Source organism: Gordonia sp. CPCC 206044 (assembly GCF_048537895.1).
Taxonomy (GTDB): Bacteria; Actinomycetota; Actinomycetes; order Mycobacteriales; family Mycobacteriaceae; genus Gordonia.
In genome coordinates this window covers 135,238-152,394 of sequence record NZ_JBCLVL010000003.1, presented here as the reverse complement: position 1 = coordinate 152,394, position 17,157 = coordinate 135,238, and the positions used below count along the sequence as shown (strand labels likewise).

The 17,157-nt window shown below is 67.1% G+C and carries 11 protein-coding genes; 10 read left to right on the top strand and 1 reads right to left on the bottom strand.

Going from position 1 to position 17,157, the window contains the following annotated elements; translation table 11 throughout:
• Position 1: 1 nt before the first annotated feature.
• The 3 genes from AAFP35_RS05660 to AAFP35_RS05650 all read left to right on the top strand — a co-directional run bounded on the left by AAFP35_RS05660 (position 2) and on the right by AAFP35_RS05650 (position 5,268).
• A complete protein-coding gene (locus AAFP35_RS05660; RefSeq protein WP_419220583.1) occupies positions 2–1,984 on the top strand; it encodes a fumarate reductase/succinate dehydrogenase flavoprotein subunit in 1,983 nt (660 codons plus the stop codon).
• Positions 1,985–1,996: 12 nt separating this feature from the next.
• On the top strand, positions 1,997–2,746 hold the full coding sequence (locus AAFP35_RS05655; protein WP_419220582.1) for a succinate dehydrogenase/fumarate reductase iron-sulfur subunit: 750 nt from the start codon (positions 1,997–1,999) through the stop codon (positions 2,744–2,746).
• 62 nt (positions 2,747–2,808) lie between these two features.
• Positions 2,809–5,268, top strand: a complete 2,460-nt coding sequence (locus AAFP35_RS05650) for a lysylphosphatidylglycerol synthase transmembrane domain-containing protein (RefSeq protein WP_419220581.1) — start codon at positions 2,809–2,811, stop codon at positions 5,266–5,268.
• 37 nt (positions 5,269–5,305) lie between these two features.
• Here the strand turns inward: AAFP35_RS05650 and AAFP35_RS05645 are convergent, their stop codons facing one another.
• Positions 5,306–6,775, bottom strand: coding sequence for an anion permease (locus tag AAFP35_RS05645; RefSeq protein ID WP_419220580.1), 1,470 nt, complete (start codon positions 6,773–6,775; stop codon positions 5,306–5,308).
• A gap of 97 nt (positions 6,776–6,872) precedes the next feature.
• Between AAFP35_RS05645 and AAFP35_RS05640 the strand changes: the two genes are divergently transcribed.
• The 7 genes from AAFP35_RS05640 to AAFP35_RS05610 all read left to right on the top strand — a co-directional run bounded on the left by AAFP35_RS05640 (position 6,873) and on the right by AAFP35_RS05610 (position 17,134).
• A complete protein-coding gene (locus tag AAFP35_RS05640; protein WP_419220579.1) occupies positions 6,873–7,358 on the top strand; it encodes a hotdog fold domain-containing protein in 486 nt (161 codons plus the stop codon).
• A 67-nt stretch (positions 7,359–7,425) separates the two neighbouring features.
• On the top strand, positions 7,426–10,137 hold the full coding sequence (locus tag AAFP35_RS05635; protein ID WP_419220578.1) for a glutamate--cysteine ligase: 2,712 nt from the start codon (positions 7,426–7,428) through the stop codon (positions 10,135–10,137).
• Between the two features lie 2 nt (positions 10,138–10,139).
• A complete protein-coding gene (locus AAFP35_RS05630) occupies positions 10,140–11,951 on the top strand; it encodes an N-acetylglutaminylglutamine amidotransferase (RefSeq protein ID WP_419220577.1) in 1,812 nt (603 codons plus the stop codon).
• Entirely contained in the window at positions 11,948–13,888 is a 1,941-nt protein-coding gene (locus tag AAFP35_RS05625; protein WP_419220576.1) for an alpha/beta hydrolase family protein, read from the top strand. The genes AAFP35_RS05630 and AAFP35_RS05625 overlap by 4 nt, the downstream gene beginning before the upstream one ends.
• The gene (locus tag AAFP35_RS05620) at positions 13,885–14,589 is read left to right on the top strand and encodes a GntR family transcriptional regulator (protein ID WP_419220575.1); all 705 of its coding nucleotides are present in this window, start codon (positions 13,885–13,887) and stop codon (positions 14,587–14,589) included. The genes AAFP35_RS05625 and AAFP35_RS05620 overlap by 4 nt, the downstream gene beginning before the upstream one ends.
• Before the next feature lie 171 nt (positions 14,590–14,760).
• Positions 14,761–16,329, top strand: coding sequence for an NCS1 family nucleobase:cation symporter-1 (locus AAFP35_RS05615; protein WP_419220574.1), 1,569 nt, complete (start codon positions 14,761–14,763; stop codon positions 16,327–16,329).
• 4 nt (positions 16,330–16,333) lie between these two features.
• Complete coding sequence (locus AAFP35_RS05610; protein ID WP_419220573.1) at positions 16,334–17,134, top strand: aspartate/glutamate racemase family protein; 801 nt, start codon at positions 16,334–16,336, stop codon at positions 17,132–17,134.
• Positions 17,135–17,157: the final 23 nt, after the last annotated feature.

Below are 17,157 nucleotides of genomic sequence, written 5' to 3'. Positions count from 1 at the left end.
CATGGCAACCTCCGACCACGACGCCCCGCTGCCGCCCACGGTGAACCTCGACTCCCTGCGCACGCTCGGCGCCGACGTGTCCGCCGGCGCTCCGGACGGCGATCCCGCCACCGCGTGGCGACGCCGCCGTGACGCCTACCGGGTCGTGGGCCCGCTCAATAGGCGCAAGTTCACCGTCATCGTTGTTGGCACGGGACTGGCCGGTGCGGGCTGCGCGGCAGCTCTCGGCGAACTCGGCTATCAGGTCCACTCGTTCACCTTCCACGACGCGCCGCGACGCGCGCACAGCGTCGCCGCCCAGGGCGGTGTCAACGCCGCACGGGCACGCAAGGTCGACAACGATTCGATCCACCGGTTCGTGGTCGACACCGTCAAAGGTGGCGACTTCCGGGCGCGGGAGGCCGACGCGTTCCGGCTCGCGGAGGAATCCGTCCGCGTCATCGACCATCTGAACGCGATCGGTGCGCCGTTCGCACGGGAGTACGGCGGACCACTGGCGACCCGCAGCTTCGGCGGCGTACAGGTGTCGCGCACCTACTACACGCGGGGTCAGACCGGTCAGCAGCTCCAGGTGGCGACCTCACAGGCCCTGCTTCGGCAGGTGGCCGCCGGTACGGTCACGCTGCACACCCGCCAGGAGATGCTCGACCTCATCGTGGCCGACGGACGTGCGCAGGGCATCGTCACCCGAGATCTCGTGACCGGTGAGATCGCGGCGCAGACCGCACACGCGGTGGTGTTGGCGACCGGCGGCTACGGCACCGTGTTCTTCCAGTCCACGTTGGCGCGCAACTGCAACGCCACGGCGTCATGGCGGGCCCATCGACGGGGTGCTCTGATGGCCTCGCCGTCATTCATCCAGTTCCATCCCACCGCCCTGCCCGTGAACGCGCCGTGGCAGTCCAAGACGACGCTGATGAGCGAGTCACTGCGCAACGACGGACGCATTTGGGTGCCGCGCAAGGCGGGTGACGACCGGGCCCCCGGGGACATCCCCGACGCGGACCGCGACTACTACCTCGAGCGCAAGTACCCCACCTACGGGAACCTGACCCCACGCGATGTCGCGTCCCGCGCAGCCCGCGAACAGATCGAGGATGGCCACGGGGTGGGCCCGTTGCGCAACAGCGTGTACCTGGATTTCGCGGATGCGCTCACGCGACTGGGTAAGCCGATCATCGCCGAGCGTTACGGCAATCTGTTCTCGATGTATCACGATGCGACCGGCGAGAACCCCTACGAGGTGCCGATGCGCATCGCGCCCGCCGCGCACTTCACGATGGGCGGGCTGTGGTCCGACTACAACCAGATGACCTCGATCCCCGGACTCTTCGTCGGAGGTGAGGTTGGCTGGGGCTACCACGGCGCCAACCGTCTGGGAGCCAACTCGTTGCTCTCGGCTTGTGTGGACGGTTGGTTCACGTTGCCCTATGCCGTCCCCGACTATCTGGCCGGCCATCTCGGCGAACCCCTTGCACCCCAGAATCATCCCGCGGTCGTCGAGGCCGCGGCGGAGGTCCGGGCCCGCATCGCCCGCCTCACCTCGATCGGCGGTGAGCAGGGACCCGAGCATTTTCACCGACGCCTCGGGCAGATCCTCTATCGCGGCTGTGGGGTGTCCCGCAGCGTCGCCTCGCTCACCACGGCGATCGACGAGATCCGGGCGCTGTCGGCGGAGTTCTGGACAGACCTGCGGGTCACCGGCACCGAGGGATCGCTCAACCAGGAACTCGAACGGGCCGGGCGGGTCGCGGACTTCCTCGAACTCGCCGAGCTGATGTGCATCGACGCATTGGACCGCGACGAGTCGTGCGGCGCCCACTTCCGCATCGATCACCAGAGCGCCGACGGCGAGGCCCTGCGCGACGACGAGGCCTGGTGTTTCGCATCGGCGTGGGAGAGCACGGCGGACGGTCGCCCCATCCGGCACGCAGAACCGTTGTCGTTCAGTGCGGTTCCCCTGCAGACACGCAACTACCGGTGAGAAGGGCCACCCATGAGGATCACCATCGAGGCCTGGCGGCAGGAGAACCACGACGCCGCGGGCCGATTCGAGACCTACGTCGTCGAGGACGCCACCCCGGAGATGTCGTTACTCGAGGTGCTCGACCGACTCAACGACCAATTGGTGGCCCGGGATGTGGATCCGGTGGCCTTCGACTCGGACTGTCGCGAGGGGGTGTGCGGCGCATGCGGCATCGTGGTGGACGGCCGACCGCACGGTCCCGTGCCGAACACCCCGTCCTGTCGGCAACATCTCCGGCACTTTCCCGACGCCACGCACCTGCGGCTCGAACCCATGCGCGCCGGCGCTTTCCCGGTCGTACGTGACCTGGTGGTGGACCGCTCCGCGCTCGATCGGGTGATCGAGGCCGGTGGGCACGTGGCGGTCGACGCCGGGCAGGCCGGCGATGCCGATGCGACACTCATCCCCCATGACCGCAGCGAGACAGCCCTGGACTATGCCGCCTGCATCGGATGCGGCGCGTGCATCGCGGCCTGCCCCAACGGGGCGGCGCACCTGTTCGCCGGCGCAAAGCTCCTCCACCTGGCCGCACTCGAGCACGGCAAACAGGAGCGGGGCCGACGGGCCCGGGCCATCACCGGTCAGATGGAGCAAGACTTCGGTCCGTGCTCCACCTACGGCGAATGCGCCGAGGTCTGCCCGGCGGACATCGACCTCAACGCCGTCGCCGCCGTGAACCGGGAATCGCTGCGAGCCGGATTCCGCCGCAAACCGGACTGACCGCCCACGCTCGCCAGCATGGCTGCCGGGAGACCGGTGATCCACACGATAACCTCACACGCATGCACGTCGACGGACGAGAGATCGTCGTTTCGGGCAGCGTGCTGCAACCGTTGACCCGACGCACCAACGACATCATCCGGGTCATCGTCGCCGCGGTGGTACTCGCCGTCGTCGTCACGAGTTCGCTCATCACCCGCAACGACTGGGTGGCACTCGAGCGGTCCATCTCCGACATCGTCAGTGTGCTGACCCCGACACAGGCCAATCTCGTCTATCTCGCGTACGGCGTGGCGATTCTCGCGCTGCCCTTCGTGATCCTGGTCGGTCTGCTGGCGGCCCGACGGTGGCGGATGCTGTGGGCGTACGCCGCGGCCGCCGCGATCAGCCTGCTGGCCCTGTCGATCACCGAGAACGGGATAGCCGCGCCGAGCTGGCATTTCGACCCCACCGATCGCCTCGACTCGGTGTTGTCGCAGTTCCTCGACGATCCGCGGTGGATCGCCATGCTGGCGGCCGTCCTGACCGTCTCGGGCCCGTGGCTACCCGCGCGATGGCGACGCTGGTGGTGGGTGCTGCTGCTGGCGTTCGTACCGATCCATCTGTTGGTGAGCGCCGTCGTGCCCGCCCGCGCGGTGCTCGGCCTGTCGACCGGCTGGTTCGTCGGCGCACTCGTGGTGTGGGTGGCCGGCACCCCGGCCCTGGTGGTGCCGCTCGAGGACGCGGTGCGTGCACTCGCGCGCCGCGGCATCACCGTCACTGGGTTCACTGTTCTGCGACCCGCCGGGCCGGGACCGCTCGCCCTGCGTGCGGACATCGCCTCCGCACGCCCCGACGACACCGCACCCGATGCCCCATCCGACGATGCACACCACACCCCACCCGATGCGGCAGCCCCCGACCATGTCGTGGTCGACCTGTACGGCCCCAACCAGCGCAGCGGCGGTGCGCTGCGGCAGTTCTGGCGCAAGGTTCGACTGCGCAAGAACGAGACGGCGCCCCTTCATCTGTCGGTGCACCGCACCGTCGAGCACCGGGGCCTGATGGCGATCGCCGTCGGCGATCTGGGTCTGGCCAACACGGAAACGATCAGCGTGGCCGCGCTCGACCGCGGGTGGACGATGTACGCCCGGACGCCGACCAGCGGTCGGGCAATCGATGACACCGCCCACGACACCGTGGTCGGACAGGTCTGGGCGGCGCTCGGCGTGTTGCACGCGAACGGCATCGCACACGGGGACCTGCGCGCCGTCGAACTCACGCGCCACGATGCCGACGATCACGGGCAGCCTGTCCGATTCGGTGGCTTCGGATACGCCGAGTACGGGGCGACCGACGCCCAATTGCAGTCGGACATAGCTCAACTCCTGGCGACGACGACCGACCTACACGGCGCGCCGGTCGCGGTGGCCGCCGCCATCGACGTCTTCGGCACCGACACCGTGCTGACCGCGTCCCGACGTCTGAGCGTCTCGGCCGTGCCCAAACGGATCCGGGATGCGCTGACCGACCCGAAGTCCGCGTTGACCGCCGCCCGTGACGAGGTGAAGTCGTCGACCGGCGCCGACCAGATCCCTTCGCAGTCGATCAGCAGGTTCACCCGCAGCCAGATCATCCAACTCGTCTTGCTGGTGGCACTCGTCTACGTCGCCTACCCGTTCATCAGCGACATCCCGACCTTCTTCACCGAGCTGCGCACCACCGACTGGTCGTGGGCGCTGCTCGGCCTGGTCGTGTCGATGCTGACGTATGTCGGTGCTGCAGCGGCACTGTGGGCCTGCGCCGACCGGCTCGTCGGCTTCCGCGATCTGACCGTCATGCAGTTCGCCAACACCTTCGCGGCCACCACCACACCGGCGGGTGTCGGCGGTCTCGCACTGAGCACACGCTTCCTGCAGAAGGGCGGGCTCGGCGTGGTGCGCGCCACCACCGCGGTTGCCCTGCAGCAAGCCGTGCAGGTGATCGTCCACGTGGTGTTGCTGATCCTGTTCACCACGCTCGCAGGCGCTTCCGCCGATCTGTCGCACTTCGTCCCGTCGGCCACGATCCTCTACCTCATCGCGGGCATCGCACTCGGCGCCGTCGGCCTGTTCGTGTTCGTGCCGCGACTGCGACACTGGCTGGGATCGGCAGTGCGGCCACGACTGCTCGAGGTCATGGCCGATCTGGGGCAGGTGGCCCGCGAGCCGAGACGCCTGGCGATCATCACACTCGGCTGCGCCGCAACCACTCTCGGTGCAGCACTCGCCCTGTGGGCGAGTGTCAACGCGTTCGGCGGGACCACGTCGTTCATCTCGGTCACCGTGGTGACGATGGTGGGCGGAACCCTCGCGTCGGCCGCACCCACCCCGGGTGGCGTCGGTGCGGTGGAGGCCGCCCTGATCGGCGGTCTCGCCGCATTCGGCGTCCCGACCGCGGTGGCGGTGCCTTCGGTCCTCCTCTACCGGGTTCTGACCTGCTGGCTGCCGGTTTTCATCGGCTGGCCGGTGATGCACTGGTTGACGCGGACCGAAAAGATCTGACGTCCTGAGCCTCCCGAATGGTGGTACCGATCGCCGACTACCAGATCCCGATGAGTTTCATCCAGGCGCCACCGACGATGGTCCAGATGAGAATGATCACCACCGACATGATGAAACCCACCCGAAACCACTCCGAGGTCTTGATGTAGCCCGATCCGTACATCACTCCCGCGGGTCCCGACGAATAGTGCGCGAGACCGCCGAAGAGGTTGCCGATGAAGCCAAGCACCAGCGCGGAGAACAACGCCGGGGCGCCTGCGGTGGTCGCCGCGCCCAGGAACACCGCGTACATCGCGACGATCTGAGCAGTGTTGGATGCGAACAGATAGTGGACGTAGAAGTAGACCAGGGTGAGCGCCGCGAAGGCCAGCAGCCAGGGCAGGCTGTCCACGCTGCTCGCGACCTTGTCCCCGATCCAGTCGATGACACCCAGCGTCTTGAGCTGGTCGGCCATCGCCACCAGTACGCCGAAGAAGATGAGCGTCTGCCAGGCCCCTTTGTCGCTGACCAGGTTGTTCCAGGTCAGCACGCCGGTCACCAGCAGGATACCGATCCCGAGAAACGCGGTCGCAGTGGCGTCCACATTCAATTCGTCGCTCAGGCACCAGAGCACGAGCAGCACCACGAACGTGCCGGCCATGATCCATTCGTGCACACTCATGCGACCGGCCTCACGCAGTTGGGCACGGGCCAGATCGGGCGCCTCCGGAGTCTTTCGCACCGTGGGCGGATAGACGCGTTGCATCACCCACGGCACCACGACGAGGCTGACCAGCCCTGGGACGATGGCCGCCAACGCCCATTTGGCCCAAGTGATCTCGATACCGGCCTCACCGGCCGCCTTCTGCGCCAACGGGTTACCTGCCATCGCGGTGATGAACATCGCCGAGGTGATGACGTTCACCTGCAATGCCGTCAGCAGCAGGTAGGCGCCCAACTTCTTTCGTGACTCTTCGGTGTCCGGGCGCGAGTCCTCGAGTTCGGCGAGGGACCGGATGATCGGATAGACCACACCACCGGCGCGTGCGGTGTTCGACGGGGTCGCAGGGGCCAGGATCAGGTCGGTGACGGCCATCCCGTAAGACAGTCCGAGGCTCGATCGGCCGATCGCCCGTACGAACACCAACGCGATCCGCTTGCCGAGCCCGGTGACGATGAACCCCTCGGCGATGAAGAACGATGCGACGATCAGCCAGATCGTCTTGTTCGAGAATCCCGCCAACGCCTCGTCCATCGTCATCGTCTTGGTGATCATGGCGAGGGCCAGGCCGACCATGGCCACCGATCCGGTCGGCAACGGTTGCAGGATGAGGCCCAGAATCGTCGCCACGAAAATCCCCAGCATGTGCATTCCGTTGGGGTCCACACCGTCCGGATTCGGCAGGAAATAGACGACCAAACCGACGACGACGGGGATGGCGGCCTTGTACCAGAGCGGACTGAAGTGGAAATGCGGATGTGGTTGGGCGGTGGTCGAATTGCCTGTGTCGGCTCGCGACTCGGTCATGTCGTCATGATCCACCCAACTCGGCTCGGCGAAGTGGCAGTTCACGGATCCGTTACGTCGACGCCCAGCAAACTTACCGCACAGTAAGATCAGCGCCATGAGTGATACCGGATCGTCGAATCCCACCTATGCGCTGCGCCGCCGCCTGCCCGACAACCTCTTCGGACACGCGCTGTTCTCCATCGGCATGGTCGCCCGCGTCCCCTATTTCGGCACTGTGCTGCCCCTCGTCGAGGACATGCGCCCGGGCTACTGCCGGGTCCGCGCGCCCAAGTGGTTCGGCGTGCACAACCACATCGGCACGGTTCACGCGATCGCCGCCTGCAACCTCGCCGAGACCGCGATGGGCATGCTCATGGAGGCCACCACCCCGACGACGCATCGCTGGATCCCCAAGGCCATGAACACGCGATACCTCACCAAGGCGACCACCGGATTGACCGCCGAGGCCACCCTGCCCGAACCGGTCGCGCTCGACGAGATCACCGAGGGCACCGACGTCGTGGTCGACATCAGCATTCGGGACAAGCACGGCGTCGAGGTCGTTCACTGCGACATCACCACCTGGGTCACCCCGCGATGATCGACTGATCCGGACGAGTTCTCTCGCTCGCCCTGCCGTTGCCGCCCGTTCGACCTAGTCTTGGTGGATGACGCCCGGTAACGACCGCGTGGACACCGACGGCGTGAGCGGGCGCGTCCGACGCGTCGGGGTCGAGGAGGAGTTCCATCTCGTCGACCTGCGCACCTCCCGGTTGACCACCCGGGCCCCCGAGTTGCTCGAGGTGCTGCCCGACGACGGTCCGTACGTCGAGGAGCTGCAACGCTGCGTGATCGAGGCCAACAGCGACGTACACACCCGGCTCGACGATCTACGCGCCAACCTGGAGTCCAATCGCTCGGTGCTCGTCGACGCCGCCGCCCGCCTCGGCCTCGGTGTGGTCGCGGCCGGTTCGGTTCCGCTCGCCGTCCCCACCGAGATGCGGGTGACCGAGACGCCGCGTTACCGTCGCATGCTCGCCGACTACCAACTGCTGGCACGCGAACAACTGATCTGCGGCACACAGGTCCACGTCGACGTCGCCGACCGTGACGAGGCGGTCGGCATCGCCGCCCGCATCAGCCGACACATCCCGGTACTGCTCGCGTTGTCGGCGAGTTCACCGTTCTGGGCAGACGGGAGCGACACGGGGTACGCGAGCGCGCGCACACTGGTCTGGCAACGTTGGCCGACCACCGGGCCGTTTCCGGACGTGCGTACCGCAGCCCAGTACGACGCCGAGATCGACGGTCTGATCCGCAGCGGCGTGATCACCGACCGCGGCATGGTGTACTTCGACGTGCGGCCGTCGACGCGGGTGAACACGCTGGAACTGCGGGTCTGTGACAGCTGTCCCTCGGTCGAGACCATCACCCTGATCGCAGGCCTGTTCCGGGCGTTGGTGGTCCACGGGGCACGTCGACTCGATCGCCCGGTCGACCCGATCCCGCCGACGCTCTACCGGGCAGCGATCTGGCAGGCGGCGCGGGCCGGGCTCGAGGGCGATCTCATCGACATCGCACACGCTTCGCCACGCCCGGCCGCCGAGGTCGTCAGCGACCTCACCCGCGCACTGCGCGAGGAATTGGAGGCGAACGGCGACTGGGACGTCGTCACCGCACTCACCCGACGAATCCTGCTGGCGGGCAGCTCATCCGCGCGTCAGCGACGCACCCTGCGACGCCTCGGACGGCTCTCCTCGGTGGTCGATCATCTACTTGCCGAGACCTCCGGTCCCGTCACCGAGGTGCCCACACCCGAGGATCCGACCGGCCGACTGCTGCACGGTTACCGGCCGCCGGTCGCGGCGCCGGAGGCACCGCTGCTGCCCACCCCGCAGCGGCACTGCCACGACGAGGCACTCACCACCGACCTGGATCCGCGTCCGGGATATCCCGAGATCCTCGAGGCGGCAGCGCAACTCGGCGCCGTCGAGTTGCGCAAACGTCAGTACCTCATCGAACGTGAGCAGAGCATCGACGGCGTGACGTTTCGCGTGAGCGGACAATCCCGAGCACAGTTGTTCCCGCTCGACGTGATCCCCCGCTTCATCGGGGCGCAGGACTGGGAACGGGTCTGCGACGGGTTGCGCCAGCGAGCCCGGGCCCTCAACGCCTTCATCGTCGACATCTACGGCGCACAGCAGGTGATCGGTGACGGCGTGATCGGAGCCGAGATACTCGATCGCGCACCCGGCTACCGCCAGACCGGCCGTATCCCGGCATGGCAACGCGTGCGCACACACATCTGCGGCACCGACCTGGTCTCCCCGACACCCGGCGAGTTCCTCGTTCTCGAGGACAATCTGAGGGTTCCCTCCGGGATCGCATACGCGATGTCCAACCGCGCGTTGCTGTCCGAGTTCCTGCCCGAGATCCCGATGCCGCCCGCGACCCTACCGGTGACCGGGGTCGGGGCGATGCTCCGCGAGACCATCGCGGCCGCCGCACCGCCCGACCCGCACCCCGACGGCATCGACATCATGCTCAGCTCGGGATGGCAGGATTCCGCATGGTTCGAACACACCATGCTCGCCGAGGCCGCCGGCCTACGGTTGACCACTCCCGAGCACATCTCGGTCGCCGTCGACGGCAGCGATGCCGGGCGCGTCTTCGTCCATCACGGCAATACGCGGCTGCCGGTGAACACCGCGTACGTCCGCATGGACGAGGACATGATGTTGTCCTCCAAAGGGTTCGACGGGACCCCACTGCGGGCAGGACTCCTCGACGGCCTCGCCGGTGGTCGCTTCTCGATCGCCAACTCGCTCGGCAACGGCGTCGGCGACGACAAGGCGATCTACCACTTCGTGCCTGCGATGATCCGGTACTACCTGTCCGAAGAGCCTCTGCTCGGACAGGTACCGACCTGGTTGTGCGCAGAGCGGGAGCAGCGCGACCACGTCCTGGACAACCTCGAGAACCTCGTCGTGAAGCCGATCGACGGCCTCGGTGGCGCGGGTATCACCATCGGACCCGAATGCTCGGATGAAGAGTTGGCCCGACGACGCGTGGACCTGACGACCCAGCCGGAACGCTACATCGCGCAGGAAGTGGTGGCGCTGTCGACGCATCCGACCTTCGACGGCAACGGCTTCTACGCCCACCACGTCGATCTGCGGGCGTTCGTCCACCTCCGGGACTCTTCTGGCGGCATCACCGCGCACGTGGCGCCCGTGGCGCTGACGCGGGTCGCGCCCGCGGGCAGCCTGATCGTCAACTCCTCCCGCGGCGGAGGAGGCAAGGACACCTGGATCCAGGGCTCGGAGACCGACTGCGCCGGGACGGATTCCGCGGACCCCAACGCCGGCAGCGAGGAGTAGCGATGTGCGGATTCGCCGGTGAGATCCGGTTCGACGGGGCGCCACCCGACGTCGCCGCCGTCGAGGCGATGACGACAGCCATGACCCGCCGCGGTCCCGACGGTTTCGGCGTCGTCGCCAGAGGAGCGGTGGCGCTGGGGCATCGACGTCTCAAGATCATCGATCTGTCCGAGCGGGGCGCTCAGCCGATGGTCGATCCCGATCTCGGCCTCGCACTGGTGTTCAACGGCTGCATCTACAACCACCGTGATGTGCGTGCCCGGCTCGAGGCGAAGGGCTACCAGTTCTTCTCGCACTCCGACAGCGAGGTCATCCTCAAGGCCTTCGACGCGTGGGGAGCCGACTGCGTCGACCACCTGGTGGGCATGTTTGCGTTCGCGGTCGTCGACACCGACTCCGGGGTGCTCACGCTGGCCCGCGACCGGCTCGGGATCAAGCCGCTCTACCTCGCCGAGACGCCCGGCCGACTCCGCTTCGCCTCGTCGTTGCAGGCACTGCTGTGTGCAGGCGATGTGGACACGACCCTGGACCGCGTGGCCCTGCATCACTACTTCAGCTTCCATTCGGTCGTCCCCGCGCCACACACCGTCTACAACGGCATCCGGAAACTGCCGCCGGCCACCGTCCGCACCATCACTCCCGACGGACGCGGAGTGGAGAAGCTCTACTGGGCACCGAGTTTCGAGCCACACCCGGACCGGCTGGGCTGGGACGAGCACCGGTGGCAGGACGAACTTCTCGAGTCCTTGCGCACCGCGGTCCGCCGACGAATGGTCGCCGACGTACCCGTGGGAGTGCTGCTGTCGGGCGGTGTCGACTCCTCCCTGATCGTCGCGCTCCTCGCCGAACAAGGCCAGAGCGACCTCGCCACCTTCAGCATCGGATTCGACTCCGCGGGTGGCGAATCCGGCGATGAGTACGCATACTCGGACCTGATCGCGGAGACCTTCGCCACCGATCACCACAAGATCCACATCGGCACCGACCGCCTGCTGCCCGCGGTGCCGGACGCGATCGCGGCGATGGGCGAACCGATGGTCAGCCACGACTGCGTGGCGTTCTATCTGCTGTCCGAACAGGTCAGCAAGTCGATCAAGGTCGTGCAGTCCGGGCAGGGTGCCGACGAGATCCTCGGCGGTTACGACTGGTATCCCCCGCTGGCCCGCACCCCACGAGCAGAGACCACCCCGGCCTACGCCCGGGTCTTCTTCGACCGCGATCACGCCGCGATCGATGGGCTGCTCGCCGATCAGCACCGCCTCGACGGCGACTACGACCCGAGCCGGGCGTTCGCGCTGGCCCATCAATCCGCGCCGGGCGCACGTACCGCCGTCGATGCCGCCCTACGTCTGGACACCACCGTGATGCTCGTCGACGACCCGGTCAAACGCGTCGACAACATGACGATGGCATGGGGGCTCGAAGCGCGGGTACCGTTTCTCGACCATGAGTTCGTCGAGCTCGCCGCCACCTGTCCCCCTGATCTCAAGCTCGCGCACGGCGGCAAGGGTGTGCTCAAGGACGCGTCGCGAAAGCTGTTGCCCGCAGCCGTGATCGACCGCACCAAGGGCTACTTCCCGGTGCCTGGAATCCGGCATCTCGAAGGCGGCGTCCTGGACATGGTCACCGACGTCCTGCGCTCACGCACCGCCGTGGATCGGGGACTCTACCGCCCCGAGGCACTCGATCGGCTGTTCGCGGACCCCAACGGTGTACGCACCACCCTCGGCGCGAACGAGTTGTGGCAGGTCGCGATGCTGGAGATGTGGCTACAGACCATGGACAAGACGATGGAAACGTCGGCGCCACGATGACCGACCGTCGAGCGGCAACCGTGACCGACGCCCGGCCGATCGACTTCGACGACCGCGGCTGGCACACCTACGGTGCGTCGGTGTCACCCGACGGCACCGCATTCGCCTACATCATCGACGACGGCACCGGGTACCCCCGCGCCGCCCAGCGCTCGCTCTCCCGTGCCGGGGTCGGTGAGCTGCGTTGGGTGCGACTGCGATCCACCGGCCCGGTACGCAAGCTGATCCACTCGACGGACGGTCGCTGGCTGGCCGTCGAGCTCGCCCCGTCGGGCGGCGAACACCATCAGGTGTGGGTGGTCACCACCGACCCCGACGACGACACCGCACATCGTGTCGCCGCGGCCCGACCGGATGGACGGTCCTTCGGCACGGTCTCCCTCGTCGGCTGGGACACCGATCGGGTGCTACTGACCGCAACCGATGTGGACGGCACCGCACACGCCCTGCGCGTGCATCCGGGCACCGGCACGACAACAACCCTCGACATCCGCGTGGGCGGCGCGTTGATCGACTCGTGGAAGGGCGCCACCCTGGTCCGCGTCGGACCGCGCGGCTACCGCGACATGCTGCTGCTGCGCCGCCGGATCGACGGCGATCCCGACGATGTCACGATGACACCGTTGCTGCCCAACGATCCCGGCGCGGTGACCGATCAGGGTTACATCCTCGACCAGGGTTTCGAGCACCCGTCCCAGGTCTTCGTCGGCCGCCCCCGCGGTACCGACCGCGACCTCGACAGCGTGCAGGCGCTCGTCATCAGCGACTTCGACGCGAAGTTCCCCCGCCTGCTCGGCGTCGAGGTCGGGCGCTTCGGTGTCCGGTTCCGAATCCTCGCGCAACGTCCGGACGCCGGGCTCGACGAGTTCGTGGTCTCCAACGACCAGTCGACTGTGGCCATGCTCTGGAACGTGCACGGACGCAGCGAGTTACAGATCTTGACACTGCCCGATCGCACGCTGCACGATCCGATCGAACTGCCCGGCGACGTCGGCGGCGAACTGTCGATCAGCGCCGCGGGGCGACTCGTCGCGCTCACCGTGTCGAGCCCCCGACACTCGCCGCTGGTGCACCTGGTCGACACCGCAACCGGACGGGTCGGCGCGGTCCGCGACGATGTCATCGCCGGCGCGGGACCGTCGAGCCGGTTGTCGCCCGAGATCGTCGAGTTCTCGGCTCGTGATGGGATGCCACTGTCCGGCTTGCTCTTCCGCGCTCGAACCGACGACAGAGACCTCCCCGGCCCCACACTCGTCTACTTCCACGGCGGCCCGGAGTCGCAGACCCGCCCCGACTACAACTTCCTCTTCGGACCTCTCGTCGCCGCGGGGATCACGGTGTTCGCACCGAATGTCCGCGGCTCCTCGGGCTACGGGCGGCTGTTCTCCCACGCCGACGATCGGTACGGGCGGTATGCGGGGATCGACGATGCGGCCGACTGTGCGGACTTCCTGTGCGCGCAGGGCATCTCCCGCCGCGAGGCCCTGTACTGCGCCGGGCGCTCCTACGGCGGATATCTCACATTGGCCTGCCTCACGTTTCACCCGGACGTGTTCGCCGCGGGGATCGCCATCTGCGGCATGAGCGATCTGGAGTCCTTCTTCCGCAACACCGAGCCGTGGATCGCCGTCGCCGCGTACACCAAATACGGTCACCCGGAATCCGATCGCGAACTCCTCGCCGACCTGTCACCCATCCATCGCATCGGTGACGTGCGCGCCCCACTGTTGGTCATCCACGGCGCCCACGACACCAATGTGCCGGTCAGCGAGTCACAGCAGATCGTCGACGAACTGCGCGCCCGCGGCAAGGTGGCCGAACTGATGCTGTTCGGCGACGAAGGGCACGAGATCGTCAAGCGACACAACCAACAACGCCTCACCGAGGCGGTTGCGGCGTGGGTCCTCGCCCATCTACCGTCGGAGGACACCCGATGAGTTCGCGTATGGCCGACCGGCTCATCGCACAACTCATCGAGACCCGGTCGGGCAACGCCCGCGCCGATGCGCTCGAGGAGCTGCGGCGATTGATCCTGTCCGGTGGCGCGCCGCCGGGATCGCTGATCGCACCCGCGGAGGTTGCCGACGTCCTCGGCGTCAGCACGATCCCGGTTCGTGAGGCACTCAAGACCTTGGTCGGCGAAGGCCTCGTCGTCCATCGACGCAACGCCGGCTATCGAGTCGGCCAGTTGTCCGCCGACGAGCTGCGCGAGATCTATTTCGTCCGTGGCACTCTGGAGCAAGCCGCACTGACGACCGCGGTGGATCGGATCGACGAACGGTCGCTGGAGTTCGCCCGACGTCGCCACCACGAGCTGGTGACGGCGGTGAAGTTCGACGACCGCAAGGCCTTTCACGAGATCTCCCGGCAATTCCACCGCGCCCTGGCCGCTCCGTGCGCGATGCCCCGGCTGCTGCACATGTTCGAGGCCACCTGGAATCTCACCGAACCGTTCCAGGTGATGCGTTCGGTACGAACCCCCGTCCAGCAGGCACTCAACGACGACCACGCCGCACTGCTGGCCGCCTTCGCCGCGCGCGACGCCGCGGCGGTCCTCGATGTAGCCCGCGTACATCATCAACGTCTCGAGGGTGCGGTGATCGAGACAGCTGCCGACCTCGAACTCCGGCACGACTGACGTCATCGCGCCCGCCCCCGTCCGTCCTCGTGTCCCGGACGCCGGGCACCCATCCGGGAAAATATATCGGCGCGTTCATTCCGGGGTAACAATCCGTTCTTACGTTCTTCTCAGCAGCGCCGCCCGGCGACCACGCCGGTTCGATGAGAACCCCGACGATCCGGAGATCACATGTCCGCACCAGCCGCCGACGTCACGACCGCACACGAGGGCGCGGCGGGCGAGAGCATCATCAAACTGGGCTACCACCAACGGCTCACCAATTCCGATCTCGCACCGCTCAAAGAGCAGAAGTGGACTTGGTACAACATCTTCGCGTTCTGGATGTCGGACGTGCACAGCGTCGGCGGCTACGTGTTCGCCGGCAGCCTGTTCGCCCTCGGCATCGCCGCGTGGCAGGTGCTCATCGCGCTGCTGGTGGGCATCATCGCGGTCAACATCTTGTGCAACCTGGTCGCCAAGCCGTCCCAATTGGCCGGCGTGCCCTACCCGGTCACGACCCGAGTCGCCTTCGGGGTCAAGGGCGCCAACATCCCGGCGATCATCCGCGGGTGCATCGCGGTGGTCTGGTACGGCATCCAAACCTATTTGGCCTCCGTCGCTTTCGGCCTGCTGGCGCTGAAGTTCTGGCCCGGCCTCGAACCATGGGGAGACGTCGACCAGCACGGATTCCTCGGACTCAGCGTGCTGGGGTGGGCCGGCTTCATCCTGATGTGGGTTCTGCAGGCGTTCGTGTTCTGGAACGGCATGGACACCATTCGCAAGTTCATCGATTTCTGCGGTCCGGCGGTGTACGTCGTGATGATCGCACTCGCGGCCTACCTGATCGTCAAGGCAGGTTGGGGCAACGTGAGTCTCGACCTGTCCGAGGGCCCGGGATTGTCCGGATGGTCGGCATTCACCCAGATGCTCAGCGCCTTCGCACTGGTGGTCTCCTACTTCTCCGGGCCGATGCTGAACTTCGGTGACTTCTCTCGATACGGCAGGACATTCGCGGAGGTCAAGAAGGGCAACTTCTGGGGATTGCCGGTCAACTTCCTGTTCTTCTCACTGCTCGTGGTGTGCACGGTGTCGGCGGGTGCCACCGTGATCGGACACGACGAGGACGGCAACATCATCACCGACCCGGTGCACATCGTCGACCAGATCGACAACACCACCGCTGCGGTGCTCGGCGTGCTGACGTTCGCCATCGCCACCATCGGAATCAACATCGTCGCGAATTTCGTCTCACCCGCCTTCGACTTCTCCAATGTCGCACCGACGAAGATCTCCTGGCGGACCGGCGGCATGATCGCGGCGATCGGATCGGTGCTCATAACCCCGTGGAATCTGTTCAACAACCCCACCGCGATCCACTACACGATGGACACACTCGGCGCCGTGATCGGTCCGCTGTTCGGCATCCTCATCGTCGACTTCTACCTCGTCCGCAAGCAACGCATCGAAGTCGACGACTTGTTCAGCATGGAGCCCGGCAGGTCCTACTCGTACCGCAACGGGTGGAATCCGATCGCGGTGATCTCGGTGATCGTCGCCTCGGTGCTGCCGATCTCCTTCGTCATCTGGGGTACCGCCTACCAGGCGAGCTTCACCTGGTTCATGGGCGCGGCTGCCGGTGGGGCGATCTACTGGCTGGGCATGAAGATCGCACCGGCGAGTTTCGTGTACGACACGGGTGTGGCGCCCGCCGATACACCGACCGCCAAGGACGGTAGAGCCGAACCGTCTGTTCTGTGAGCGCATGCGCATCTGTGTCATCAACCCCAACACCTCGCCGAGGATGACCGACGGTGTGGCCGCCGCAGCGCGCGCCGTGGCGCGCCCCGACGCCGAGATCGTCGCCGTGACGTCGCCGATGGGACCGGCCTCGATCGAGAGCCACTACGACGAGGCCCTGGCCATCCCCGGACTGCTGCGCGCGATCGCCGAGCATCCCGGCTGCGACGGTTATCTGATCGCCTGCTTCGGCGACCCGGGTCTGGACGCCGCCCGAGAGGTGGCCGACGCTCCGGTGCTCGGGATCGCCGAAGCGGCAATGCATTTCGCGTCAGCACTGGGGCGCGGGTTCTCGGTGGTCACCACGCTGCACCGAACCATCGGCCGCGCAGACGATCTCGTCGGTCACTACGGATTCTCGCGGCAGTGTCGCGGCATCCACGCCTGCGACATCGGTGTGCTCGACCTCGACAACGACCCGACCACCGTCGAGACCCTGGTGCAGACCTGCCGCAGCGCACTGATCGACGACCGCTCGGACGCGATCGTGCTCGGCTGTGCCGGCATGGCCGATCTCGCCGAGCGGATCGGCACGGCCATCGGGGCGCCGGTGGTCGACGGGGTCGCCGCCGGCGTGGGCATGCTCACGGCGATGGCGGCGATGGGGCTGCGCACCGGAACGGCGTCCGGAGAGTTCCGCTCCCCGCCACCCAAGCCGTACACCGGCGATCTCCGGGACTTCGGTATCTCCTCGACCAGGACTTTCGACACATTTCCGACCCCACGGCCACCGCGTGCCGGCGAGCCAGGCCACCCACGCAGGTAGGCTGACTTCCGGCGGAGGCGTCG